This window comes from Segatella copri, from assembly GCF_009494395.1.
Classification (GTDB): domain Bacteria; phylum Bacteroidota; class Bacteroidia; order Bacteroidales; family Bacteroidaceae; genus Prevotella.
In genome coordinates this window covers 43,991-70,338 of sequence record NZ_VZCB01000075.1, presented here as the reverse complement: position 1 = coordinate 70,338, position 26,348 = coordinate 43,991, and the positions used below count along the sequence as shown (strand labels likewise).

Genomic DNA, 26,348 nt, shown 5'->3' with positions numbered 1-26,348 from the left:
AAAATTGCAATTTTATTAATAATTAATGAAGATTCTAGTAACGGGTGCGTCGGGTTTTATCGGCAGTTACATCGTGGAAGAAGCCTTGCGACAAGGCATGGAAACCTGGGCGGCAGTACGCCCTACCAGCAGCAGGAAGTATCTGCAAGACGAACGCATCCATTTCATCAATCTCAACCTTTCTTCAGAGGAAGAGTTGGAGAAAGAACTCGCCCCGCATGAGTTCGACTATATAGTGCATGCAGCCGGCGCTACCAAGTGCCTGCATGCAGAAGACTTTTATAGGGTTAACACAGAGGGAACCAAACACCTGGTGAATGCAATCCTGCATCTCGGAATGCCTATCAAGCGATTTGTCTTCGTCAGTTCGCTCAGCATCTTCGGAGCCATCCGTGAGGAGCAGCCTTATCAGGAAATCTGTGAGAATGATGTGCCTAGGCCAAACACGGCATACGGCAAGAGCAAGCTGGAGGCAGAACGCTATCTTGACAGCATCGGCAACAACTTCCCCTATATCATCCTGCGACCTACCGGCGTGTATGGTCCTAGAGAGAAAGACTATTTCCTGATGGCAAAGAGCATCAAGCAGCATATTGACTTTGCTGTAGGATACAAGCGCCAGGACATCACCTTCGTGTATGTTCAGGATGTGGTGCTGGCAGTTTTCCTTGCCCTAGACCATGGTATGAACGGCAGAAAATACTTCCTCAGCGATGGCGAGGTATATCAGTCGGCTGCCTTCAGCGGCCTGATTCACAAGGAATTGGGTAATCCATGGATGCTGCGCATCAAGGCTCCTATCTGGGTGCTGCGCATTGTCACCTTCTTCGGTGAATATATCGGAAGGTTAACAGGAAAGATGTCGGCTCTGAACAATGACAAGTACAACATCCTGAAACAGCGCAACTGGCGATGTGACATCGAGCCAGCCATGGACGAACTGGGCTACCACCCTCACTATCCATTGGAAAGAGGCGTGAAACTCGCCATCAAGTGGTACAAGGATAACGGATGGCTGTAAAACATATCATAAAGTTCAATGTTCAAATCTCAAAGTTCAAAGTAACACCGTGATAAAAGATTATTTTAAGATAGAAAAGAACCCAAAGAAGGGTCTTCTACCACTGGAATGGGTGATGCTGGGATATATGGCTGTTACTGTCATTACCATGCTCTTTACCTATACCAAGCTGGTTAACCCGGAAGAAATGCTTTGGGGACGACTGAGGGTTCTCGCCATGACTGCAGCCCTATGGGCAGTTTACAGAATGGCACCTTGCAGGATAACCAAGATGGTAAGAATCATGGCACAGATAGCTCTGCTTGCCTGGTGGTATCCAGACACTTACGAAATCAACCGGATGTTCCCCAACCAGGACCATCTTTTCGCCGGCTGGGAACAGGACCTCTTCGGCTGTCAGCCTGCCCTGCTCTTTGCCAAGGCAATGCCATGGGCAGTAGTGAGCGAACTGATGTCGATGGGCTACTTCATGTACTATCCGATGATAGCAGTTATCGTACTCTACTATTTTTTCTGCAGATACTATGAGGCTGAGCGTGCATCTTTTGTGGTGCTGGCTAGCTTCTTCATCTATTATGTCATCTACATCTTCGTACCGGTAGTAGGACCGACGTTCTATTTTGATGCCGTGGGAGTCAGAGACATCGCGCAGGGAATCTTCCCGGCAATGGGCGATTACTTCAACAGCCACAGCAACTGTCTGCCAACACCAGGCTATACTGATGGTATATTCTATCAACTCGTAGAAGATGCCAAGGCCGCAGGCGAACGTCCTACGGCAGCCTTCCCTAGTTCGCATGTAGGTGTAAGTACCGTCATCATGCTGTTGGGCTGGCATACGGGCAAGCACAAACTGGTTTATGCGATGTTGCCATTCTACATTTTCCTGTGTCTGGCCACCGTTTATATCCAGGCACATTATCTCATTGATGCTGTGGCAGGACTCGTTTCGGGCATTGTTCTCTACTTCGCCCTGATGGCAGTATCCAAGCACATGATAGAAAACAACTCATCATCCCGATTGAGATTCAGATAAAGACAGATACATATATATAATAACAACATTAATTTGAATAGAATTCATCTAGAACAATGAAGAAACTATTTATTGAGACTTATGGCTGCCAGATGAACGTGGCAGACAGCGAGGTAGTTGCCTCTGTGATGCAGATGGCAGGCTACGAGATTTGTGAGAAAGAAGAAGAGGCTGATGCCATCTTCCTGAACACCTGCAGTATCCGCGAGAATGCGGAAAACAAGATTTATCATCGCCTCGACACCCTCCATGCAGAGCAGAAAAAGGGCAGAAAGGTGATTCTCGGCGTATTGGGCTGCATGGCTGAGCGCGTGAAGGATGACCTCATCCAGAACCACTATGCCAACCTTGTCTGTGGACCAGACAGCTATCTCAACCTGCCGGATATGATTGCGCAGTGCGAGATGGGAACCAACGCCATCAACATCGAACTTTCCAAGACCGAGACCTACCGTGACATCGTGCCTCAGCGCATCGGCGGCAACAGAGTGAGCGGTTTCGTAAGCATCATGCGTGGTTGCAACAACTTCTGCCACTACTGCATCGTTCCTTATACCCGTGGGCGTGAGCGCAGCCGTGATGCGGAAAGCATCCTGCGAGAGGTGCGCGACCTGCACGACCGTGGTTTCAAGGAGGTTACCCTTCTGGGACAGAACGTAAACAGCTATGGTCTCTCTCCATCAGGCAAGCGTGAGGAAGGCAGTCTTTCCTTCGCCGAACTCCTGCACATGGTAGCCCAGGCTGTACCGGACATGCGTGTACGCTTCACCACCTCTAACCCAGAGGATATGACCGAGGACATTCTCCTGGCAATCGCCGATGAGCCAAACCTCTGCAAGCACATCCACTTCCCTGCACAGAGCGGAAGCAACAAGATATTGAAGCTGATGAACCGCAAATACACCCGTGAGGAATATCTACAGCGCATCGCCGACATCAAGCGCATCATCCCTGGCTGCGGCATCACCACCGACATCTTCGTGGGTTATCACGACGAAACCGAGGAAGACCATCAGGAAACCCTCTCGCTGGTGAAGGAAGTAGGCTTCGACAGCGCCTTCATGTTCAAGTATTCAGAGCGCCCAGGCACCTACGCTGCCAAGCATCTGCCAGACAACGTTTCTGAGGAAACCAAGATAGCCCGCCTCAACGAACTCATCAAACTGCAGACCGAGGTGAGCGCCGAACAGAACAAGAAGGATGAGGGCAAGGAATTCACCATCCTCATCGAGAACTTCAGCAAGCGCAGCCGTGAGCAGATGATGGGTCGTACCGAGCAGAACAAGGCGGTAGTCATCGACAAGGGCAACCACCACATCGGAGAATTCGTAAAGGTCCGCATCACCGGCTCTACTTCTGCAACTCTCTTCGGAGAAGAAGTAAAAGAGTAAGAATGTCCCTCTAAAAGAGTAAGAATGCTTCTTCAGAAAAAGAAGTGAAAATATACTCTATCGCTCTTTGAAGAAGAAAAAACAAAGAAAACCAAAAGAAAACCGCTAAAAATTTGGCGGTTTTCTTAAAAAGCACTATATTTGCACCTATGAAGGAATTTTTGCAAATCTTACGCCGATTCGTCCCTCCATACAAGAAGTATCTGGGGCTGTCTATTCTGTTCAATATCCTGTCTGCGGTATTGAACATCTTTTCGTTTGCAGCCTTGATACCAATCCTGCAGATTCTGTTCCAGGTAGACGGTGGTATCCGTGCCAATGACTACATGGAATGGGATGGAAGTTTTGATACCGTCAAGGAGGTAGCTACCAACAACCTGTATTACTATATCCAGGAGTTTATCGTGGCACATAGTGCCTCCTTAGCCCTTCTGGTCATCGGCTTATTCCTTGCTTTCATGACTTTCCTCAAGACGGGAGCCTACTTCCTGTCTTCAGCCACTATTATCCCTATCCGTACAGGTATCGTCCGCGATATCCGCAACCAGCTCTATCAGAAGATCACCTCGCTTTCTCTTGGTTTCTTCAGCGAGGAGCGCAAGGGAGATATCATCGCCCGAATGAGCGGTGACGTGCAGGAGGTGGAGAACAGCATCATGTCTTCACTCGACATGCTCTTCAAGAATCCTATCCTGATTCTCTTCTATTTCATCACGCTGATCTGCATCAGCTGGCAGCTCACCCTCTTCACCATCATCTTTGTACCACCATTCGGCTGGTTCATGGGATTCGTGGGCAAGAAGCTGAAGGCAAAAAGTACAGAAGCACAGGCTCTCTGGAGCGATACGATGAGTATGGTGGAAGAAACCCTGGGCGGATTGCGCATCATCAAGGCTTTCTGCGCAGAGGATAAGATGAACTGGCGCTTCAACCAGGTGAACAGCAGCTATCGCGACAACATCATGCGCGTGAACATCCGTCAGCAGATGGCTCACCCGATGAGCGAATTCCTGGGAACCATCCTTATCGTAGTGGTATTATGGTTTGGCGGTATTCTGGTATTGGACTATGGAAGAATCGACGGTCCTACCATCATCTTCTATCTCGTGATGCTCTACAGCATCATCAACCCATTGAAGGAATTCTCCAAGGCGAGCTATAATATCCCGAAGGGATTGGCAAGCATGGAGCGTATCGACAAGATTCTTCAGGCAGAGGTAGAAATCAAGGACAAGGAGAACCCTGACCATATCGCCAGCTTTGAGCATCAGATAGAGTTCCGCCATGTATCCTTCGCCTATACTGACCATCAGAACGATGAACTGGTTTATGTATTGAAGGATATCAACCTCGTGATTCCTAAGGGAAAGACCATCGCACTGGTGGGACAGAGCGGTAGCGGAAAGAGTACGATGCTCGACCTGATACCTCGTTACTACGATGTACAGGAGGGCGAAGTGCTCATCGACGGCATCAATGTGAAAGACCTTGCCGTGCACGACCTCCGCCAGCTGATAGGTAATGTGAACCAGGAGGCAATCCTCTTCAATGCCAGCTTCAAGGACAATATCCGCTTCGGCAAGACCGATGCTACCGATGAAGATATCGCCAATGCGGCAAAGATAGCCAATGCCTACGAGTTCATTACCAAGTCGGAACATGGTTTCGATACCGGAATCGGTGATCGTGGCGGCAGACTCTCCGGTGGTCAGCGCCAGCGTGTAAGCATCGCCCGTGCCATCCTCAAGAATCCTCCTATCCTCATCCTCGACGAAGCAACATCGGCTCTGGATACCGAAAGCGAGCGTCTGGTTCAGGATGCCTTGGAGAAACTGATGAAGACCCGTACCACCGTGGCTGTAGCCCACCGACTGAGTACCATCAAGCATGCAGACGAGATTTGCGTACTGCATGAGGGAAGGATTGTGGAGCGTGGTACACACGACGAGCTGATTGGAAAAGACGGATATTACAAGAAGTTGCACGATATGCAGCAGGTGTAATATAATTGAGAATTAATAATTAACAATTAATAGTTTTGTTGATGGTTAAGATTGTTTATGCATTATTTTATGCAATATCGCTGCTACCGTTCAGGTTACTCTATTGCATTGCCGATTTCGAGTACTTCATGATGTATCGCGTCATCAAGTACCGCAGAGGCATTGTGCGTAAGAATCTCACCACCTCTTTTCCTGAGAAATCAGAAGAAGAGATTGTTGACATCGAGAAGAAGTTCTATCGCTGGTTCAGCGATTACTTCTTCGAGGCTGTCAAACTGCTCAGCATCAGCGACAAGGAGTTGCGCCAGCGATTCCAGGTCATCAACAGCGAGGAGGTGGAGCAATGTTTCCAGGAAGGTCAGAATGTGGCAGCCATCCTAGGCCATTACTGCAACTGGGAGTGGCTCTCATGTGTAGGCATCGAACTGCCAAAATCCCGCAAGATGGGTCTCATCTATCATCCTCTTCGCAACCATGCCTTCGACGAACTCTTCAAGCGCATCCGTTCTCACGAGGAGAATGGCGTGGTAGTGCCCAAGAAAGACATTCTCCGCTATCTGGTGGATTACAAGCGCAAAGGCATCATGAGCATCTTCGGCTACATCAGCGACCAGGGGCCTAAGTGGGAGAACATCCACCTGTGGCTTCCTTTCCTCAACCATCCCGAAACCCCGGTGTTTACCGGCGGCGAGAGAATCATGAGGAAGATGAACGATGCCGTGTTCTATGTAGAAATGTCGCGCCCGAAGCGAGGCTATTATACTGCCACTTACAAGCTTATCACCCGTGAACCCAACTCATTGCCGGAGCACGAGATTACCCGCCGCTTCTTCCAGATGCTGGAAGAAACCATCCGCAAGAATCCACCTTATTATTTATGGACGCATAACAGATGGAAGCGAACCCGGGAGGAGTTTGACAAGCGATATGAAATCAAAAACGGTAAAGTAATTCCTAAAGAATCATGAGAATAGTTCTTTTCTGTGAAAACAAGTATGCCATAGACATACTTAATCCGATACAAGAACATGTGACAAAGCAGCATTTGCCACACGAGATATTGTGGTATATCCACAAACCAAAGATAGACAGTTTTCCATACGCCGACCAGGTGAAATGGACCAACTCTATTCAGGAAGTCTATGACTTCCAGCCAGAGGCTATCTATGTGCCAGGCAACATTGTGCCTTACTATCTGCCAGGCGTCAAGATACAGGTATTCCACGGCTATGCCGCAGAGAAGAAAGACCATTGGATTATCCGCCGTTACTTCGATACCTATTTTACCCAAGGTCCTTACTTCACCTCCCACTTCGAGGCTCTGGCTAAGAAATATGGCGATTTCGAGGTATTGGAGACCGGATGGCCTAAACAGGATTGGATCAAGGCAAACCTGCATAAATATGATGCCGACCGAGAGAAACTGCTTAGGGAAAGCGGCAAGGAGACGCTGATTCTCTATGCCCCAACCTTCTCGCCAAAACTCACTTCCCTGCCTTATATCAAGGAAGAACTGGGCAAGCTGGCTAAGGAGCGCAATGCCTTGGTAGTAATGAAGTTCCATCCGCTTACCCACCAGGAATGGGTAGATGAATACCGTGAATGGGCAGCAAACAAGAAGGATGTTCTCTTCATCGACAAGGGAGAAAACGTGACGAAATATCAGCTGATGGCAGATACGCTCATCAGCGATACCTCTTCTACCATCTATGAGTTCCTGCTGCTCTCTCGCCCAGTAATCACCCTCGGCACCATATCCAAGGACATCTACTGGGAGAACATCACGGAACCTGGTCAGCTGATTGCCGCCTACGACCATGCCCTCACAGATTCTGAGGCGATAGCCAAGCGACAGTGGATAGTAGACAACTACGACCCATATCTGGACGGCAACGTATGCCAGCGCATGCTCGATGGCGCTGAAGACTACATTCGCCGCCATGGAGTGCCGAAGAAGAGAAAGCTGAATCTCTGGCGTAAATATACCAGCATCAAGACATTTGGAAGAATCAAGAAAGGATAAATAAGATATGCTTAATTTTACAGTAGGACCTGTGATGGCAAGCGATGAGGTTAGAGCCATCGGCGCTGAGCAGGTACCTTATTTCAGAACAGCAGAGTTCTCCGCTATCATGAAGGAGAACGAACAATTGATGAAGCAGTTTGCCAAGGCTTCAGACGATGCCCGCACAGTTTTTATCACAGGTTCGGGCACAGCCTCTATGGAAGCTGTGGTCATGAATGTGTTCACTCCTGCCGACAAGGTACTGGTAGTGAATGGCGGTAGCTTCGGTCACCGTTTCGTACAACTCTGTGAAATTCATGAGATACCACATACAGAAATCAAACTTGAGATGGGTACTCCACTCACGGCAGAAGACCTCAAACCCTACGAGGGACAAGGCTACACCGGCTTCCTCGTCAACCTGCATGAGACTTCTACCGGCGTACTCTACGACATCCAGATGATCAGCGACTTCTGTCATCGCAACCATATTTTCCTGGCAGTAGATTCCATCAGTTCATTCCTCGCTGACCCATTCAACATGAAGGAACTCGGCGTGAACGTAATGATTACGGGTTCACAGAAGGCACTGGCATGTCCTCCAGGCATCTCTGTCATCATTCTCGATACAGAGGCTATCAAGCGAGTAGAGGCAAACAAGGTGAAGTCAATGTACTTCGACCTGAAGGATGCCTTGAAGAATGGTGAGCGTGGACAGACGCCATTCACCCCAGCCGTAGGAACCTTACTGCAGATTCATGCCCGCCTGAAAGAGATAGAGCGCAATGGCGGCGTGGAGAGCGAGAACCAGCGCATGAAGATGCTTGCCGAAGATTTCAGAAGCAAGATCAAGGACCTGCCATTTACCATCGTATCTAAGTCGATGTCGAATGCCGTTACTCCTCTGCATCCACTGAACGCCTCTGCCTACGACATCTTCCTGAAGTTGAAAGATGAATATAGCATCTGGGTTTGTCCTAATGGTGGCGATATGGCAGAAAAGGTATTCCGTGTAGGTCATCTCGGCAACCTGAGTCCGGAAGACAACACAACACTCGTTAATGCACTGAAGGATATGCAGGCTAAGGGACTGCTATAAAGGGGCAGCTATAATATATATAATAAGGTATAGAGAACTTTCAAGATAGAGAAACTTATGGTTAAAGTTATCACATACGGTACTTACGACCTGCTTCATTATGGTCATATCCGTCTCCTGGAGCGCGCCAAGGCTCTGGGCGACTACCTTATCGTGGGCGTAACCTCGGATACCTTCGACCGTGAGCGAGGCAAAATCAATGTACAGCAGTCACTTATGGAACGTGTGGAAGCTGTACGTGCCACCGGCATTGCCGATGAAATCATCATCGAGGAATACGAGGGACAGAAAATTGATGACATCAAGCGACTAGACGTAGATATCTTTACCGTAGGTTCTGACTGGAGAGGCAAGTTTGACTATCTCAACGCCTATTGCAAGGTGATTTATCTAGACCGCACTCAGGGCGTATCGAGCACGGAGATCAGAAGCGAGCAGCAGGTGGTTCGCCTCGGACTGGTTGGCGAATCGCCTATCCTCAACAAGATAGAGCGGGAAAGCCAATATGTCAATGGATTTGAGGCAGGAAAGGTATTCTGTCTCAACGACCAATATCTCTCAGAGAATCTGCAGGCAGAGGAAAAGCAGACAGCCAGTTTCCAGGAACTCCTGGACGAAAGCGATGCGCTCTATGTCATCTCTGCCCCAAGCAAGCACTATGCTCAGATAAAGGAGGCATTAGAAGCCGGCAAACACGTACTGTGCGAATCGCCTATCACCCTTCAGCCTCAGCAATGGGAAGAACTCAAGGCAATAGCAAAAGATAAGAAGGTAGTCTTGATGGACTCTATCAAAACCGCCTATTCCGTAGCCTATTACCGACTCTTGCTCTTGGCAAAGGGCGGTATCATCGGAGATATCATGTCGGTGGATGCCACCTGTACCAGTCTGGTAGACTTCGACCCGACCCAGGATTCCCAGAAGAGTCTTTACGAATGGAACAGTATCTGCGCCTGGGGCCCGACAGCGCTCCTGCCTATCTTCCAGCTTCTGGGCACAGAATACAGCAGCAAACAGATAGCCACCCACTTCCTGGACGAGGCAAAGCGCTATGATGCCTTCACCAGGATATCCTTCCTCTATCCTCATGCCGTAGCTTCGCTGAAGGTTGGTCAAGGCGTAAAGTCGGAAGGCGAATTGATTATTTCAGGTACCAAGGGCTATATCTATGTACCGGCCCCATGGTGGAAAACCGATTACTTCGAGGTGAGATACGAGAATCCGCAGAACAACAAGCGCTACTTCTACCAGCTGGATGGAGAAGGCTTGCGCTATATGCTCCTCTCCTTCCTCAAGGCAATCCGAACCGGCAAGGACTTCTCTTACGTATCCGATGATATCTCAGAAGAAATCGTCAGGACTATCGCAGATTTTGAAGCAAGAAAGGAAATGGTCATCATATAGGGTTTTCCTACATGATGACCATTTCTTTTATATTAGCAATAAGCCACTCTTAAAGCAATACCATTCTGACACCAATTCAGCTGGTGGAGCTTAACCTGCTGTAAAACCTTCACATGATATTGTTCATTGGTCTTAGAAGCTTCCCGGTGATACAGATGATACATGATGCCACCCATCTTGAGGGCTTTCTTCCTGATACCCGCAAAGTGCAGGCGATAGGCAAATTCACCATCCTCATGTCCCCATTGCTTCAAATCCTCATTATATCCATTGACAAGAAGAGCATCAGCCTTCCAGTATGCCATATTGCAACCTCTCAGATGATCGATGCGGCGGGCATAACGAAAGGCGAGATAATTTCTCAGCATACGGGAACGGATGCTGTTCAGCATATAAGGCAATGGCATGTTCCAAAGCTTTAAACGGGCATGCTTATCCTGAAGCAAACGTTTCGAAACAGAAGCCTCCAGTCTCACTCTACTGCCACAGACAAAGCAACCCTCTTGGGCAACCTCCAGATGATCAGCCACAAAATGAGAATCCAATATCACGTCACCATCTATCTGGATGATATAATCGCCCGTAGCCTTAGTTATCGCCTTATTCAGAATGACAGTACGGCGGAATCCCTTATCTTCCTGCCATACATGCACAACCGGTACAGGCGAAGACTTTGCATAACTATCAATAAGCTGCTTTGTTTCCGCTGTAGATCCATCATCGCCAATAACAATTTCGTCTGGCATTTTACTCTGATGCATGGCACTTTCCAAAACCATTCTTAAGGCTTCTGGCCAATTATACGTAATAATGAGCAATGTTACCTTCATACCTAAACTTTTATTACAATTTACCTTTATCTATCTTTCCTTTAAACACTCTTATGACGCAAATCTTGCATGATCCCCCTATTAATTTTACCGACATTCATATAATTTAACAACTGTTTGTGCAAGAAGACACAAGATTCTCTGTTATTATCTATGTAAAAAGAAAGAAATAAGTAAAAAACAACACGATGAATCAGAAATTGTTGAAAAGCCAGACGATATTGGCTATTTGTATTCTAATCTTATCTATCATCCCTATCTTGGCAATAGGTCCTTACCTACATCAGTTTGCGGATGACTATGTATTCGGAGCTCCAGTCTACAAGGCTTGGACCGCCACCCATTCATTAGGAGCATGCATTCAGGCTGCATGGGATGAATCCATGCATATCTACCAAACATGGCAGGGTACTTACTCAGCATGTTTCCTGATGGCATTGCAACCGGGCATCTTTGGCAAATACTGGCTTGTACCTATTATTCTATTGGGAGGTTTGGTTCTTTCCACCTATACCCTGGGTTATACAGTATTACGCAGGTTGCTACATATCAGCAACCTGGAGTACGCTTTCGTTTCTACGCTGTTCGTATTGATGACCGTACAGTTCGTATGGTCGTTCTACGATGCATTCTTCTGGTATAACGGAGCGATGTACTATACCTTATATTATAGTCTTTCGCTGTTTCTAGCCTCCCTGCTCATCGAATTCCATCTTACGAAATCCATCATGGCGAAAATCATCATCACGTTGGTTTCCGCAGCACTCGCCATATTCATAGCCGGCGGCAACTTTGTTACCGGTCTGGGTATGCCTGCCATTCTCTTTATGGCTATCGTATGGATGTGGGTGGAGAGGAAGAAGACTCCTTTCTTCCTGATTTCTATCCTTATGATTTATGCCTGCGCCTTTGCTTTCAGCGTATTTGCACCAGGCAATGCAGTCCGCCAAGCCACTGTCACCGATCAGCCGAATGTGGTTGCTGCCTTCTTTATGGCGATAGGAAAGAGCGTGGAATTTCTTGCTGATGCCATTGGAATCATGGAGGTACTCATGTTTACCATTCTCATTCCATTCCTGGCAAGATTAGCCAAAGCATCCCGTTTCAAGTTTTCTCATCCATGGCTTTATCTGCTCATCTCTTTCCTGCTCTACAGCGCCTTCTTTTTCCCAAACAGCTATGCCATGGGATCCAGAGGAGCTGACAGAGTACAGAATGTATACTTCTATGTGCATCTGTGGATGTTCTGCTTCAATATCTTCTATCTCTCAGGTGCCCTCCAGCGCAGAGCGGCTACTCAGGAACTGGTAAGCGTTGCCATGATGAACCTGATTGACGCCATCAAACAGAAATACGATAGATACTTCAAGTGGACACCGGTATACTACTGGCTGGTATTGGTACTGTCTATCTCTGCCAAGCCAACTACTACCAACAGAACGCTCACCCTGCTGCGTAAGGGAACCGCGCAGAAGTTTGACCAACAGATGCAGCAGCGTGAAATTGCCGTAAAGAAAAGCAAGGCAGACCATCTGGTTCTGAATCCACTCACCGTAAAGATGCCATCCGATGCATTCCACGACATCACCATCTATCCAGGTTACTGGATTAACCGAGGTATGGCAAACTATTATGACAAGAAAACGGTAGTAGCATTGCCTTTCGATGATGCCGACGAATCACCAGCCCAGCTCCTGGAACGCTGCCGGGAGGAAGTAGGACCAGGCGGAATGACCTTTATCGAAGGAAAATAAAAAACAGACAGCAAATAAGTAAATGGAAAAAGAAAGATATTAGATGAAATATTTGGTATCTTTCTTTTTTTTACTTACTTTTGCACCAAAATTTATATAAGATAAAATGAAGATACTAGTAGTTAGATTCAGGCAGATGGGCGATGCCATACTCACCACCGTGGTACTCAACTCCTTAAAAAAGAGTTTCCCGGATTGCAGTATAGACTTTGTACTGAATGACAAAATCTGTCCATTGTTTGAAGGTCATCCCTCTATCAACAGATTAATCCCATTTACAGACGAAGAGCGACATAGCTTTAAATACATCAGGAAAGTATGGCATGTGGTACATTCCACCCATTACGATGTCATCATCGACATGAGAAGTACCATGAACACGATGCTTTTCGCCCTTTTCTCTCCTTCCACTCCATACCGCATAGGATTGAACAAAGGCTATTGTAAGCTGGCATTCAACCATCTGATAGAACGCAGTTGTGCCGGCAGAAGTATGATAGAATTCAATCTGTCTATGCTCAAACCTTTGGAGAAAGAAGGTAAACTGATACGAGATGAGCATTTCTCTCTTTATATTACAGAAGAAGAACAAAAAGCTTACGACCAGTATCTTCAGTCACAAGGCATCGACCTTGCCAAACCCATTCTCCTGGCAGGTGTTACAGCCAAGTTAGATTACAAGACATGGAATGAAGACCGAATGGCGTGGACTATCCAGCAATTCATCAAAGCCTATCCTCAGGTACAGATCATCTTCAATTACGCCCCAGGCAAGGAAAAGGAAAACGCTTACCGCATTTATGAGAAAATGGGGAAGCCTCAGCAGGTACATATTGATATTGCAGCAAAGAGCCAGCGAGAGCTTGTGGCACTTTCCAACCGCATCACCTTGTACTTTGGAAATGAAGGCGGCGGAAGACACATTGTGCACGCCTGCGGAAAACCATCATTCGTCATCGTTGCTCCTACAACCAACAAGAAGACCTGGCTGCCACAAAACGATGTTCCAGCTGATGGTATCGCCTATACAGACATACCAAACCAGGACTCCAATACTGAAGCACTTGACAGATTGGCAAAATATGCTCTCATCACAAAAGAAGAGGTTTGGAATCGCTGGTCTGACTTCATCAAAAGATGCCACATATTATAAAAGGTATAGATAACTCTACCAAATTCTACAGAAACAGTTCGTAGCAGAATGAACTGCCACGAACTATTTCCGTTTTTTCATACGATCCTCTATAATCTTGCTGACAGCAACAAACTGATAGATTCCTTCATAGCAGGCACAGATAAATCCTTCCTTACCATCCCGGAATCCACCCTTCTGTATATAAGCACGGAAGAAACGCACAAACGGACGATAGAACAAGGCTGCCATTCCATAATTGCGGTCTTTCTTCTTTTCTATTTCATTCGCTGTATACTGGTTGATCTTTCCCATCCTGCTGGCGATACTGTCATCTGCCAGATGAACAAGTGCCATATCAGCATGAGCCGCTGGTATCTTTTCTATCCTGCCCTTGATAACAGGATCGGCATGAATGATGGCTGGCCATACGGTATCCTTCCTGATAAAGAAACGCAACTGGTAATCAGGATAGAAACAATGCATGAATCTTCCCATAAAGCGACTCTTGCGTGGAACATACAAACCCTGTGGAGCATCCTCCTTCCCTATCAGGGAATAAAGATATTGCTTCAGTTCAGGGGTTACCAGTTCGTCGGCATCAACCACCAATACCCACTTGCAGGAAGCAGCATCTATGGCTGTCTGCCTTGCCGGTTCACAAATCTGATAATTGCCTCTTGGGAAGATAACGATCTTGCAACCATATTTACGGGCAATATCCAATGTATTATCCGTACTCTCCATATCGCAGATCACTACCTCATCGAAGTCTTTTACGGTTTCCAAAACTTCAGCCAAATGCTGCGATGCATTATAAGTATTGATAACAACAGAGATTCTGTGCTCTGCCTGATGAATATATTCCTGATTACTCATATTCCTTATAAATATTTATCGATAAATAGTTGTTAATAACTTACCCTTCATGTTTTCTAAACTTATGGGTAAAACTCTTTCGACGTATCCATCGTCTGTCATGTTCTGCCTTACCATTCATAAAGTACTGAACCTGAGACTCTTCCATTCCTCTTGCCTTGACATATTCACGGGCTACAAGCTCAAAGACATCCATTCTGCCGGTGAATCTCGTCAAGTTTTCCACACATTCCTTCATCGGTGGATAACCAGTGTAAAACTTCATGCGGTTGATGTCGATAAGAGAGAAGGTATAATGGCCATCAGCCTGAGGCTGATACAGTACATTACCACTGTTCAGGTCGATATCGATGATACCTTTCTGATGCAGGCGATTCACAAAGCGGGCAAAATCACCAGCCATAACCTTGTTGAATTCCTTCGGATCGTTCAACTGCCCCGTAATAGGCAAACTGTTATCTACATCAGAGATAAAATAGCAATAGTCGATAAGTCCATTCACTCTTGTCTCAACATATCCAAAGCCTTCAGGGGTAGCAAATCCATCCTCCTGCAGTTTGACAGCATTCTCATAAGCCCGGCAAGCCTTGGTAGAGCGGAAGAAACTATATCCTATCTTCTGAACGAAGTTAGGGCGCTTGTATCTTTTCACCACCACTTCCTTGTCTTTTCCATCAAACTTCACAATAAAAGCCTTGATTACATTCCGTCCCTGAAAGATGCAACGTCCCTCCTGCTCGAACACATCCGGGATGCGCTCGATGAAACTTCTCATCTCTTCATATTTTGGATTTATCTTTATCTTCATTTGTTTTCTATACTTTTATATTATCATTGTCCAAGATACTTGGGTACATTTATGATTCCTTCCACACTCTTCTCTTGAGCCACAACGCCAAGATGGGGTCACTCATTTCCAGATGCTTAGGAACAGGAATCGTAATCAGATCTTTTACCATCAAGGATTTCTTAAGGCGGGTTACATTGGCGGCAGTACCCAGGCGATAAGTTTCCAATATTGCCGTCTGGGTGAAACCAGTATGTACTCCATTGATAATGGCATGCAGGAAATTCATCTGATAGGCAGAAAGGTCTTCGGTCTGCTGAATAAACAAAGGCTCACAGGCATCCAGCAACCTGTCTATTCCATATTTCAAGTCCTCTTCTGTAGCTGCAGAATCATCCTGTACACGCAACCATACAAACCATGCCAACTGCTGTACATAAGAAGAATACCTATCTGTTACCTGACAGATTTCTCGAGCCAGTTCTTCCGAGATATGCTTGCCGGTAGATTCGAAACGCTGACAGATATACTCCACCCAGTCTTTCTCGCTTATCTTGTTCAGATAGAAGAAATCTCCAAAGCGATAGAATGGGTAACTGGCATTCTGGAACATCTGTTCCATCATGTGCTTCTTGCTTCCATAAAGGCAGTAAGATACATGGCTCTGTAATTGCCATACGCTACGGAGCTTCTTCTGGAAGGTCAATGAATCAGGGAAATCGCCTATCTGCTGAAATTCATCGATGCAGACTACGATATGACAACCTTTAGACCGAGCTATCATTTCCGGAAGCCTCAAAACCTCTTCTGTTGTATTGTTACCTGCATTATACTCCAAAGTCAAAGAGAAATCAGTCAAAGGATCTTGTCCTATACTGATTTTCGGAACGAAACAGCTCAAGAACACCTTGGCATTCTCCATCCATTCTTCCCATTTTGAAGAAGTAGCCCGAACCACAGCTGTGGCAAAAGCATTGATAAAATCATTCTCAGAGCGACAGCCAAAGGCATCTATACGAGCTATCCTGATGTCTTCGCACTCTACAAGCGAACACACCTTATCCACCAATGAAGTCTTACCCATACGACGAGGCGAAATCAATATCGTATTCACTCCATACGTAAAGTTCGCCTTCAGGCGTTCTGTTTCCTCTCTACGGTCGGTAAAGGAATCTCCCTCCACACGAACACCGAACACAAACGGAGCTTCTTTACTTTTTCTCATAATTACTACCTTATTTTATACTATACAGCTTTTCTTCTGCAAAGAAATTGCAAACGAGCGCAATGAAAGCTTGCTTTCAAATTGCCGAGTGCAGCTTTTCTTCTGCAAAGATAGCCAAAAAAAACAAATTAAACAAGGTTGTTTTAAACAAAGTTGTTTAAAACCATCTTTTTTTTGCAGAAACAGCGATTCTTCGTCTGATAAAAATATAGTTTCATAAATTATACCCTAGGGTATAATACCTTTGGGTATAATTTTGTAACTTTGCAGAGAATAAAACTTCAAGTCCCTGAAGAATAGAAAAACTATATAAACAGTCAATCCCCCATCACGCAACCAAAGCGTGGTGGAGGATTACTGTTTCTGATAATCTCGTTTTTTTATTTCTGATGTCGCTCAATATACTCTGCTGCCTGGATATTCGAGAAGACATAGTTCTTCAAATCCTGGAACTTTGATTCCTGCTTCGTTTCCTTCAGATTGCCATTCGGCAACACATCATAGCAGAAACTGCGGTTCATCGACGGATTATAGACGAAGCAACGCTGATGATCTCTTGCCACAATCTGGTTATCTGCCGAATAGAATACCATCGGGCGCTGCTGCTTCAGCAGATCCACGCCGAAGCCCTCGTACTCATAATTCAGATTCATCAAGCCGAAAAGCGTAGGCATCACATCCACCTGCATGCCCAAGCCCGCATACTGCTGCTGCGGAACATGAGGGCAGGGAAACTGTAGAGCGTAGCCGTCATGCCATGGTTGGTATGGATGCCGGCACTATAGAAATGGGTGAACGCCAGGGAATGATGATAGAGCGAATCGAGCGTTGGGGTGAGCGGCTGCTGATTGCCGAAAGTACCCAGCAGGTTTGCCGACATAGACTCCATCAATATCACCACCACGTTAGGATGATTCTTCTTCATCAACAGAGAATCATTCACCACCTCACGCTTCAGAATATTCGTGCTATCCACCTTTCCCGTAATACCGAGCCACTGGCGGGTATTCGTGATAGCCCCAGCGTACGGCATGAGATGCAGTTCCTTGTTCTCCTTGCGCATATCGTCGAGCGCCGAAGTAAGGAGATTGAAGGCAGGATTGATGCCAAGCTGGTTGAGGAAGGAATCCTCGCAATAATAAGCCTGGCTCACCTTGATAGGGTTATAGCCCATTCTGCCACGGATGCCGAAGAGGCAGGCGCCTATCATCACCGCAGAAATAAGGAAACGACTTGCCACCAGCACTAGGTGCATATTGTCCTTTGGCAACAGGAAAAGCCCCTCGAAGTAGCGGCGCAGACGGACAAGCGCATAGATAAACGCCCCCGTGAACACAAAATAGAGGGCGATATAGAGCCAATAGGAAGATTCCTGCAAGAGCATGCCCGATGTGGTAGCAACATAGCCGAACCATCCGAAGATGCTGGAATTGATGTTCTTGAAGAAATACTGGAAATAAGGGGTATTGGCTGCAGAAGGCATGAAGGCGATGGCAAACCATGCCGCATACCAGATGTTGATGCCACGCAGCAAACGGCGATGACACCATCCCAGACTCGCTGCTATCAAGAGCACAGCCACAGGCAATACCGAAATATAACAAGCGATGACATTGTCAAACCATACACCCTTGACAAACGCCATCACCCTACTCGCCCCTGCATCCACTATCATGCCATGCAGGGCGATGAATTCCACCAATCTGAACAGAGTCATCACCAGCAATGCCAATACATGCACCGAAAGGAGATAACCCAAAGCCTTAAAATATCGTTTCATCTTTATTCTACTTTAGAAATCGGGTGCAAAGTTAATAATTATATCCCAATAAAAGCAAAATTTCCCACCTTATTCTGTCTATAAACAAATAATTATATGTAACTTTGCAGACAAAATAACATTATAAGACTTCGATAAGACATGAACATCAAGTACAACAAAGCCCTGTGGCTTATCACTATTCTAGCCATCGTGATGCTGATTCCATTCCTCGGACTCTCTGATTTCAATACCAAGGGAGAACCTCGCGAGGCAGTAGTTGCCTACACCATGCTGGAACATGGCAACTGGATATTGCCTATCAACAATGGAGGCGACATCCCTTACAAGCCACCTTTCTTCCACTGGTGCATCGCTTTCTTCAGCCTTTTCATCGGCCACGTAAACGAGTTCACCTCCCGTCTGCCATCCGCAGTATCGCTGGTATTGATGACCATCGGCGGCTTCGTGTTCTATACCAAGCGCAAGAATACCCAGATCAGCCTCATCGCAGCCATCCTCACACTTACCGCTTTTGAAGTGCACCGTGCAGGAATCAACTGTCGTGTGGATATGGTGAACACCGCCTTCATGGTGGGAGCCATGTATCTGCTCTATCGCTGGTGGGAGAAAGGAAAGCACCAGCTACCTTGGCTTGCCATCCTCTGCATGAGCGGTGCCACGCTGACCAAGGGTCCTGTGGGCATCATCCTGCCATGCTTCGTGATGGGTGTATTCATGCTTACCCAACGGGAGAACTTCTGGGGCATCGTATGGCGCATGGCGCTAACCGCCCTCCTCTCGCTCATTATCCCATTCTGCTGGTACTATGCAGCCTATCTGCAAGGCGGCGACGAGTTCCTGCGTCTGGTGAAGGAAGAGAACATCGACCGTTTCATGGGCAAGATGGCATACGAATCGCATGAGAACCCGGCATGGTATAACCTGCTCACTCTCATTACGGGCTGGTTGCCTTATACCTTATTATTACTGTTCTCACTCTTCATCCTGCCATGGAAGAAGTTCTCAAAGACCCGGTTCCTGGAGAATGCGAAGAAGGCTACTCCGCTGCAGGTGTTCACCTGGCTCGCCTTCCTCCTGGTGCTTTTCTTCTACTGCATCCCAAAGAGCAAGCGCAGCGTCTATCTGCTGCCATGCTATCCGTTCATGGCTTATCTCATCGCCGAATACATCGTTTGGATGATGAAGGAGAAGATGGGAGCCATCAAGGTATATGCCGGCGTGATTGCCTCGCTGGCAGTTATCCTTGTGATTGCTACGCTTGTTATACGAGCAGGTGGCATACCAGATACCATTTTCCATGGCAAGCATGCTGCCGACAACATCGCCATGCTCCATGCAATAGGGGAATCTACTCATGGTATCCTATTCTACGTATGCTATATGTTTCTTATAATAGGGGCTTATCATATATTCAAGGCACTCAAGAAAAAAGAGACAAGCCAAATGATGAAATATACATTGGTGATGATTATCGCAATTTTCATCACACTCGACTCCACCCTGCAGCCTGCCGTGCTCAACACGAAGGCAGACAAGCATCTGGCGCCGGTTATCGAAAAGAAGTTTGATACCAGCAAGCTCTACTCTTATATGTCAGTAGATATGCTGCATTTCTTCAGCCTCAACTTCTATCTGGGCGATAAGATCCAGCAGTTTGACAAGGTGCTGCCACAGGATGGCGTGCTGATGATTCCGGAGGAAGACATGCCAGACTTCAAAGAGAAATTCGGCAAGGACTATACCTTCCAGAAGGTTTGGGAAGTAAGGAGGCTCGTAGAATGGCACCATCCGGTAGGCTTCTATCAGTTTGTAAAGACAAGTGCCAACATCGCACAGAAGAAATAATCAATAATCAGATACAAAAAAATAGCATCGGGATTCATCAACCCGATGCTATTTTTGTATCTATCAAATTTATAGTCTTCTTATTTTCTTTCTTCTATAAGATTATACTCTTTCTTCGATAAAGTATCGAGGGCGGCGCTTCACCTCGGTATAAATCTTGCCGATATAGACACCTGTGATGCCTACACCCGTGGTGATGATGCCACCGATAAACCACATGGAAACGAGCATGGAAGTCCAGCCCTGGATGGTCTTGCCCTGGAAATGCTCCACCAAGGCAAAGATAATCATGATGATTGCCACCAGAGTCATCGCCAGACCCAGGAAAGTGATAAACTTCAATGGTGCCACGGAGAACGAAGTGATGCCATCGATACTGAAACTCAGCATCTTGGTAAGCGGATACTTGCTCTCGCCTGCCTCGCGTGCCTTGCGGTTGTAATAGACGAATCCCTCACGGAAACCCAACTGTCGGACGATGGCCCTGAGGAAGAGGTTGCGCTCAGGATATTGCATCAATGCCTTGAGGGTACGGTTGGTCATCATTCGGAAGTCAGCATGATTCTGCACCGTATCCTTGTCCACACTCTGCATCAGTTTATAGAAGGCAAGAGCTGTGAATCGCTTGAAGAACGTATCGGTCTTACGTTCCTTTCTTACACCATAGATAATATCCTTTCCTTCCTGTACCTGACGCACCATATCCACTATCACATTCTCGTCGTCCTGCAGGTCGGCATCAATACTAACCATTGCATCACAATGATCTATCGCAGCCTCCATACCAGCCCAAAGGGCATTCTGGTGTCCACGATTATGGGATAACTTGATGCCGTGTACATAATGTTGTTGCTTGGCAGCATCCGAAATCATCTGCCAGGTACGGTCACGGCTACCGTCGTCGACAAGGAGCAACTCCGTGTCGGCGTCTGTCTTTACTTTTATTGTCTGTATAAGATTGCCGAGCACCTCTAAGGTCTTAGGCAACACGGCTTCCTCGTTATAACAAGGAATAACTATTAATATCTTCATCACTTCTCTTGTTTTCTTCGTTAGCACAGAGATACTTTACTCTTTTGCAAAAATACCCCGATTTTCTTACATACACAAATAAAACGCCAGTTTTTTCATTATCTTGCATCATATTCCTGCAAAGAAGGACTGGGAAAGCAGGATAAACCCCAGATTTTAAGTCTTCTTCTGTTACTACAGAATTATCTTGTACACGCAACCATACAAACCATGCCAACTGCTGTACATAAGAGGAATATCAGTCTGTTACCTGACAGATTTTACAAGCCAGGGCTTCCGAAATATGCTTGCCTGTAGATTCGAAACGCTGACAGATATATTCCACCCAGTCTTTCTCGCTTATCTTGTTCAGATAGAAGAAATCTCCAAAACGATAGAATGAGTAACTGTCATTCTGGAACATCTGTTCCATCATGTGTTTCTTGCTTCCATAAAGACAGTAAGAAACATGGCTCTGTAATTGCCATACGCTACGAAGCTTCTTTACTTTTTCTCATAATTACTACCTTATTTAATACTATGCAGCAAATCTTATGCAAAGATAGCAAAAAAAACAAATTAAACAAGGTTGTTTAAAACAAAGTTGTTTAAAATCAGCAACTTTTTTTACAGAAACCATTATTAATCAACGGATTACACACAATATTATAAAAGGGAAAACGGGACAATTTTTAAAACACGAACAAATTGAATTTATCCGTGGTATTTTTTTAAGAGATAGGAAAAAAGCCCTTATTTAATACTTTACTGAGTCCACTTGAAAAAGAGATAATGATGGAGAGAAAAACATAAAGTTTCATTAATTATACCCTAAGGTATAATACCTTTGGGTATAATTTTGTAACTTTACAGAGAATCAAGACTTTAAGCTTATGAACAAGATACCATTCGAATATAGTTCTATTGCAGAAAACGAATATTTCATTGATAGAATCGAAGATAGAAGAGACCTCAAGACTTTTCTTGAAGGGGGCATCAACGTGATGCAGATTTCTCCAAGACGATGGGGTAAGTCTATCAGCGATGATACGATAGAGCGAATCTGCAATCCCGACAGAAGAGAAAGCTAAGTAGTTGAAATTCGACGACCTAGCTTTCTCTTCTTTTGTTATTTTGTCGTCTTTTTGTCGTGATGATTAAATATATATTCCAAAAAGACAGACTTTAATCAATAGGAATATTCTTTTCTTCCCACACGTGGGTATCAGTGCAGTTCAGCATAAGGGTCTGGTCGCCACAGGTGATGCGGAAGTCTCCTTCTTCAAGCATCCAGCGGCCATCCTGACCAACAAATGAGAGTTCTCTGGCTGGGAGACGGAATGTGACGGTCTTGCTTTCCCCTGGCTGGAGCGAGATTTTCTCAAACCCACGCAGGCGACGATTGTCGGGCATCATCGAGGCGTAGAGGTCGGAGCTGTAGAGCATCACTACCTCCTTGCCTGCCATCCGGCCTGTGTTCTTTACATCGACGGTGATAGTCAGTTCATCGGTCCAGTCGAAGTCGGTCTTGTCTGCGTGAAGATTGCTGTATTCGTAGGTAGTGTAGCTCATGCCAGCGCCAAACCACCACTGCTCGTAGGTCTTGGCGTTGTAGTCATAGACGCCAGGAATAGTCTCCCGTACCTCACTGGCCTTGTAGTCGTAGTTCACCATAGCATTTGTCTGGGCCGGATAAGTGTAAGGCAGTCGCCCTGAGAAATTCTCATCGCCAGCCAACAGCAGGGCCAGCGCATCGCCACCATAGTTGCCTGGCAACATGGTGTGGACAACGGCCTGGGCCATTGGCTCGATGTCGCTGATGACGCGACCGCGCGACTCGTTGAGCACCATCACCAACGGTTTTCCCGTCTTGGAGAGTTCACGGACAAGTTGTTTCTGGTTAGGGCTGAGGTTCAGGTCTGCTATATTGCCTCGCGTCTCAGCATAACTGTTCTCACCGATACAAACCACGATATAGTCAGCTGTTCTCGCAGCCTTGACAGCATCATCGATGTGGCTGGCATCATCCTTTGCCCACAACACCTTATCGTAGGTGACCCCTTCAACGAGTTGTACGTTCTCTCGTCCGAAGCGATGCTGCAAGGCCTTGTAGATGGTGTTGTAGCGGCCGGTGAATTCCTCACGGTCTGCACCATCGCCCTGCCAAGTATAGCTCCATCCGCCATTCAAGGTGCGCATGCTATTGGCATTGGGACCTGTAACGAGTATCTTCTTGCCTCTCTGGATGGGGAGCATCTGTTCATTCTTCAACAAGACGATAGACTCAAGTGCAGCCTGCCGACTATACTCGGCAAACTCCTCACTGCCAAACTTTGGATAGTCTTTGGAGAAGGTGTTAGGCTGATCGAAGAGTCCCAGACGATATTTCAGTCGGAGAATACGCCGTACGGCGTCATCGATGCGATTCTGCGAGACGCGTCCTTCCTGCACCAGTTCTTTCAGCAACTGACCATAGCTGAACTGTGAGGGAACCATCATCATATCTACACCAGCGTTGATGGCCATACGGATGGCCTCCTTCACGTTTGGTGCTACATGGTCACAATTCACGGCACCGTCAATATCGCCCCAGTCGGTCACTACCATTCCATCCCACTGTAGGCCCTCTTTCAACCACTCGGTGAGGTACTCTCGATTCAACAGTCCCTTCACTCCGTTCACGTTGGCCGAATTGGTCATGATGCTTAGTGCGCCCTCACGAAAACCACGGAGGAAAGGGGCAAACTGTTTCTCGCGCAGCTCCTCATAGCTTAACCTGATAGGTGAGCGATCAAGACCATTATAAGGCGCACCATATCCGAAATAGTGCTTCAGACAACCAGCCACATGATAACGGTCGATATGGTTAGGGTCATCACCCTGCATACCACGCAGGGCTGCAGCCCCCATTTCAGAAGTCAGATAGACATCCTCGCCGAAACCCTCATACTGTCGACTCCAAGCCTGCATACGTCCGAGGTCGATGTCGGGGCCGTATATCCAAGGCACGTTGCATGCACGCGTCTCATAGGCCACAATCTCGCCCATCTTCCTCACCAAGTCTCGATTGAACGTGGCAGCCATATTGATGTTGCCAGGGAAGAGCGTACCACCAGCCGTATAGGTGGTGCCATGCATCTGGTCGAGACCATAGATGTTGGGAATGCCGATACCTTGTATGGAACCGTCCTGAATGGTATTCACCACATAGTTCCACATCTCTGGTGTTTGAGCTGTCACTTGCGGAGCATTGAGGATAGAGCCCACCTTGTATTTGTTAATTACTGAGTCGAGTGCCGTCTCATCAACCCGGAACGGAAGTTTTGATGCGATGTCATTCGAGAGCCAGTAGAGCTGCATCAGTTTTTCCTTGTCCTTCCGCTCTTCAGATGTTTTCAGGACGAGTTCCGATGCATGGTAAAGTTTATCCAACCCGAATCTTTCGATTGTTTCTGCCAACTGGACTTCATCCATTTCCGCAAGAGCTTCAGCTGAATATCGGGGGTCGCGAAAGGTTATCATCCCAATCTCCAACTCTACCATCTGACCGATTTTCTCGTCGAGTGACATGCGGCTGAGCTGCCGCTCAATCTTCTTCTCGATAGAAACATCGCTTGGCAGCACAGGCTTTTGTGCCCATGTTGCTAAAACGGTTGATGCGAGGATGATTGCTATTGCTGTTCGTTTCATTACTTCAGTGCATTGAGAGTTTCTTGATTCCACTTGCGATTCTTTAGATCATAGACACCGAAGAGACCGCGATAGGCCCAGATGTGGTTGCTGAAACCACGCTCGCGGAACTGCTGCTGCATGAACTGCAGGTAGCGGTTGATGCTCTCCTGCGGGGCATTCAGACAGACACCGTATTCGCCGATGTTCACTGGGCGTCCCGTCTGTTCGTTCCATCGCTTGCAGAAGTCGAGATCGCGGATAATGGAAGCCTTCTCCTCGTCAGTGCCAAGCCATTCTACCTGTTTGCCGCTCATAGCACTCGGCACGTAGCTCAGGTTCTGGTGCGTAAAGGTATGGGGCAGATAGTAGTGACCTTGCACGATGATGTTCCATTCGCCCTCTGGGAAGGTGAGCTCGCCCAGTGTCCAAGTCTGTCCGAGATTGGGTGTTCCTACGATGAGAGTACGGTCAGGATTGGTCTTGCGGATGATGCTGATGAGTTCAGCGTGGAGTTTGTTAAGGCCGTCGGCACCCAGCTTGGTGTTCGGCTCGTTCAGCAGGTCAAAGAAGAGCATGTCATTCGAGTAGTCCTTGTAGTGCTCTGAAATCTGCTGCCAGAACGACTTGCAGCGCACCAAGTTCTCATCCCACGAGAGCACCTCGTCATCGTAAGGCATGTTGATAGCGGGATAGTAGTGAAGGTCGATGGATACGGCCAGGTCGTTCTTGAAGCACTGCTCGATGGTCCAGTCAATCTTCTTGAAGAAGTCGGCATCAATGGTGTAGGGAGCCTCCTTGGCGCAATGTTTCACCCAGGTGATAGGAATGCGGACGCTCTCGAAACCGGCCTCTCGAATCTCACGGAAGTCCTGCTCCGTCATCGGGGCATCGTTGCCGTCGTCAGGGTTGGCATCCACGTAGCCGTTCATATTCACGCCCTTGCCCAACCGCTTATTGCGCTCGAAGGCAAGTTTGGCCTCGGCGGGGGCATCGACTTTCTTATCAAGTACAGATGTGACCTTGGTGGAGTCGCGATAGAGGTCGAGCACGAGGCTTCCCTGGCTCTGGATGGCATCCTCAGGCTTCACCGGACGACTTACATACTCCTTAGGACCGAAGGCCACACCTATCTGCAGATGGTCGGCTCCGTCGAAGATGGCCACACCTTGATTGGCCATATACATCTTTAGGTCGAAGTCGTAGCGAGTGTTCGAGGTCACACCAGTCGTGGAATCCGTCTGAGCGGCAACCACGAAGGGCACCGTCATGTTGGCACTCGAATTGGCCTCACTCTTGATGGTGAGCGTGCTGTCTGCATTAAAGGTCACCACCGTACGACAGCCATACTGCTGGGCATACCACTTGCCACTGAACGACGGCTCAGCGTTCAGTTGCTGGACACAGCTGCACACCAGCACTACTGAAAGGATTGCAAAAAATATCTTCTTCATAAAACTTCAATTTTCAATTC

At 47.0% G+C, this 26,348-nt stretch carries 21 protein-coding genes and 1 pseudogene; 12 read left to right on the top strand and 10 right to left on the bottom strand.

Annotation, left to right across the window (positions count from 1 at the left end):
* The first annotated feature begins 25 nt into the window (after positions 1–25).
* The 8 genes from F7D73_RS08975 (at position 26) to F7D73_RS08940 (ending at position 9,959) form a co-directional block, all read left to right on the top strand.
* Positions 26–1,021 (top strand): NAD-dependent epimerase/dehydratase family protein, encoded by a 996-nt coding sequence (locus F7D73_RS08975; protein WP_153124019.1) that lies wholly within the window; start codon positions 26–28, stop codon positions 1,019–1,021.
* A 49-nt stretch (positions 1,022–1,070) separates the two neighbouring features.
* Positions 1,071–2,057: a phosphatase PAP2 family protein gene (locus F7D73_RS08970; protein ID WP_367383710.1), complete on the top strand. Its 987-nt coding sequence runs from the start codon at positions 1,071–1,073 to the stop codon at positions 2,055–2,057.
* Between the two features lie 56 nt (positions 2,058–2,113).
* A complete protein-coding gene (gene miaB / locus F7D73_RS08965) occupies positions 2,114–3,448 on the top strand; it encodes a tRNA (N6-isopentenyl adenosine(37)-C2)-methylthiotransferase MiaB (RefSeq protein ID WP_153124017.1) in 1,335 nt (444 codons plus the stop codon).
* 149 nt (positions 3,449–3,597) lie between these two features.
* The gene (locus F7D73_RS08960) at positions 3,598–5,451 is read left to right on the top strand and encodes an ABC transporter ATP-binding protein (protein ID WP_153124015.1); all 1,854 of its coding nucleotides are present in this window, start codon (positions 3,598–3,600) and stop codon (positions 5,449–5,451) included.
* A gap of 41 nt (positions 5,452–5,492) precedes the next feature.
* A complete protein-coding gene (locus F7D73_RS08955) occupies positions 5,493–6,419 on the top strand; it encodes a lysophospholipid acyltransferase family protein (RefSeq protein WP_153124014.1) in 927 nt (308 codons plus the stop codon).
* Positions 6,416–7,474 carry a CDP-glycerol glycerophosphotransferase family protein gene (locus F7D73_RS08950; protein ID WP_153124012.1) on the top strand — a complete coding sequence of 353 codons (1,059 nt, stop codon included), beginning with the start codon at positions 6,416–6,418 and terminating at the stop codon, positions 7,472–7,474. Before F7D73_RS08955 ends, F7D73_RS08950 begins: the two co-directional genes overlap by 4 nt.
* A gap of 7 nt (positions 7,475–7,481) precedes the next feature.
* Entirely contained in the window at positions 7,482–8,555 is a 1,074-nt protein-coding gene (locus tag F7D73_RS08945; protein WP_153124010.1) for a pyridoxal-phosphate-dependent aminotransferase family protein, read from the top strand.
* Between the two features lie 57 nt (positions 8,556–8,612).
* Entirely contained in the window at positions 8,613–9,959 is a 1,347-nt protein-coding gene (locus tag F7D73_RS08940) for a Gfo/Idh/MocA family oxidoreductase (RefSeq protein ID WP_153124007.1), read from the top strand.
* A 32-nt stretch (positions 9,960–9,991) separates the two neighbouring features.
* Here F7D73_RS08940 and F7D73_RS08935 read toward each other — a convergent pair whose 3' ends face one another.
* Entirely contained in the window at positions 9,992–10,789 is a 798-nt protein-coding gene (locus F7D73_RS08935; protein ID WP_153124005.1) for a glycosyltransferase family 2 protein, read from the bottom strand.
* Between the two features lie 188 nt (positions 10,790–10,977).
* Between F7D73_RS08935 and F7D73_RS08930 the strand changes: the two genes are divergently transcribed.
* Positions 10,978–12,543 carry a DUF6056 family protein gene (locus F7D73_RS08930; protein WP_153124003.1) on the top strand — a complete coding sequence of 522 codons (1,566 nt, stop codon included), beginning with the start codon at positions 10,978–10,980 and terminating at the stop codon, positions 12,541–12,543.
* Positions 12,544–12,649: 106 nt separating this feature from the next.
* A complete protein-coding gene (locus F7D73_RS08925; RefSeq protein ID WP_153124002.1) occupies positions 12,650–13,696 on the top strand; it encodes a glycosyltransferase family 9 protein in 1,047 nt (348 codons plus the stop codon).
* A gap of 63 nt (positions 13,697–13,759) precedes the next feature.
* Here F7D73_RS08925 and F7D73_RS08920 read toward each other — a convergent pair whose 3' ends face one another.
* The 5 genes and pseudogenes from F7D73_RS08920 to F7D73_RS08905 all read right to left on the bottom strand — a co-directional run.
* A complete protein-coding gene (locus F7D73_RS08920) occupies positions 13,760–14,554 on the bottom strand; it encodes a glycosyltransferase family 2 protein (protein WP_153124000.1) in 795 nt (264 codons plus the stop codon).
* A 40-nt stretch (positions 14,555–14,594) separates the two neighbouring features.
* Complete coding sequence (locus F7D73_RS08915) at positions 14,595–15,362, bottom strand: lipopolysaccharide kinase InaA family protein (protein WP_153123999.1); 768 nt, start codon at positions 15,360–15,362, stop codon at positions 14,595–14,597.
* 49 nt (positions 15,363–15,411) lie between these two features.
* A complete protein-coding gene (locus tag F7D73_RS08910; protein WP_153123997.1) occupies positions 15,412–16,566 on the bottom strand; it encodes an AAA family ATPase in 1,155 nt (384 codons plus the stop codon).
* Between the two features lie 380 nt (positions 16,567–16,946).
* Positions 16,947–17,255 carry a hypothetical protein gene (locus F7D73_RS16210; RefSeq protein ID WP_228117693.1) on the bottom strand — a complete coding sequence of 103 codons (309 nt, stop codon included), beginning with the start codon at positions 17,253–17,255 and terminating at the stop codon, positions 16,947–16,949.
* A gap of 20 nt (positions 17,256–17,275) precedes the next feature.
* Positions 17,276–18,208, bottom strand: a pseudogene (locus F7D73_RS08905) (LTA synthase family protein); the annotation flags it as partial.
* A 279-nt stretch (positions 18,209–18,487) separates the two neighbouring features.
* Between F7D73_RS08905 and F7D73_RS08900 the strand changes: the two are divergent.
* Complete coding sequence (locus F7D73_RS08900; RefSeq protein WP_153123995.1) at positions 18,488–20,194, top strand: ArnT family glycosyltransferase; 1,707 nt, start codon at positions 18,488–18,490, stop codon at positions 20,192–20,194.
* A gap of 102 nt (positions 20,195–20,296) precedes the next feature.
* On the opposite strand, the gene F7D73_RS08895 is transcribed toward F7D73_RS08900, so the two are convergent.
* Both F7D73_RS08895 and F7D73_RS16425 read right to left on the bottom strand, forming a co-directional pair.
* Entirely contained in the window at positions 20,297–21,226 is a 930-nt protein-coding gene (locus F7D73_RS08895; RefSeq protein WP_153123993.1) for a glycosyltransferase family 2 protein, read from the bottom strand.
* Between the two features lie 238 nt (positions 21,227–21,464).
* On the bottom strand, positions 21,465–21,641 hold the full coding sequence (locus tag F7D73_RS16425; RefSeq protein ID WP_256624667.1) for a hypothetical protein: 177 nt from the start codon (positions 21,639–21,641) through the stop codon (positions 21,465–21,467).
* 457 nt (positions 21,642–22,098) lie between these two features.
* Between F7D73_RS16425 and F7D73_RS08885 the strand changes: the two genes are divergently transcribed.
* A complete protein-coding gene (locus tag F7D73_RS08885; RefSeq protein WP_228117691.1) occupies positions 22,099–22,296 on the top strand; it encodes a hypothetical protein in 198 nt (65 codons plus the stop codon).
* Between the two features lie 94 nt (positions 22,297–22,390).
* Here the strand turns inward: F7D73_RS08885 and F7D73_RS08880 are convergent, their stop codons facing one another.
* A complete protein-coding gene (locus F7D73_RS08880) occupies positions 22,391–24,895 on the bottom strand; it encodes a glycoside hydrolase family 3 N-terminal domain-containing protein (protein WP_153123991.1) in 2,505 nt (834 codons plus the stop codon).
* Positions 24,895–26,328, bottom strand: a complete 1,434-nt coding sequence (locus F7D73_RS08875; protein ID WP_153123989.1) for a glycoside hydrolase family 5 protein — start codon at positions 26,326–26,328, stop codon at positions 24,895–24,897. Before F7D73_RS08875 ends, F7D73_RS08880 begins: the two co-directional genes overlap by 1 nt.
* Positions 26,329–26,348: the final 20 nt, after the last annotated feature.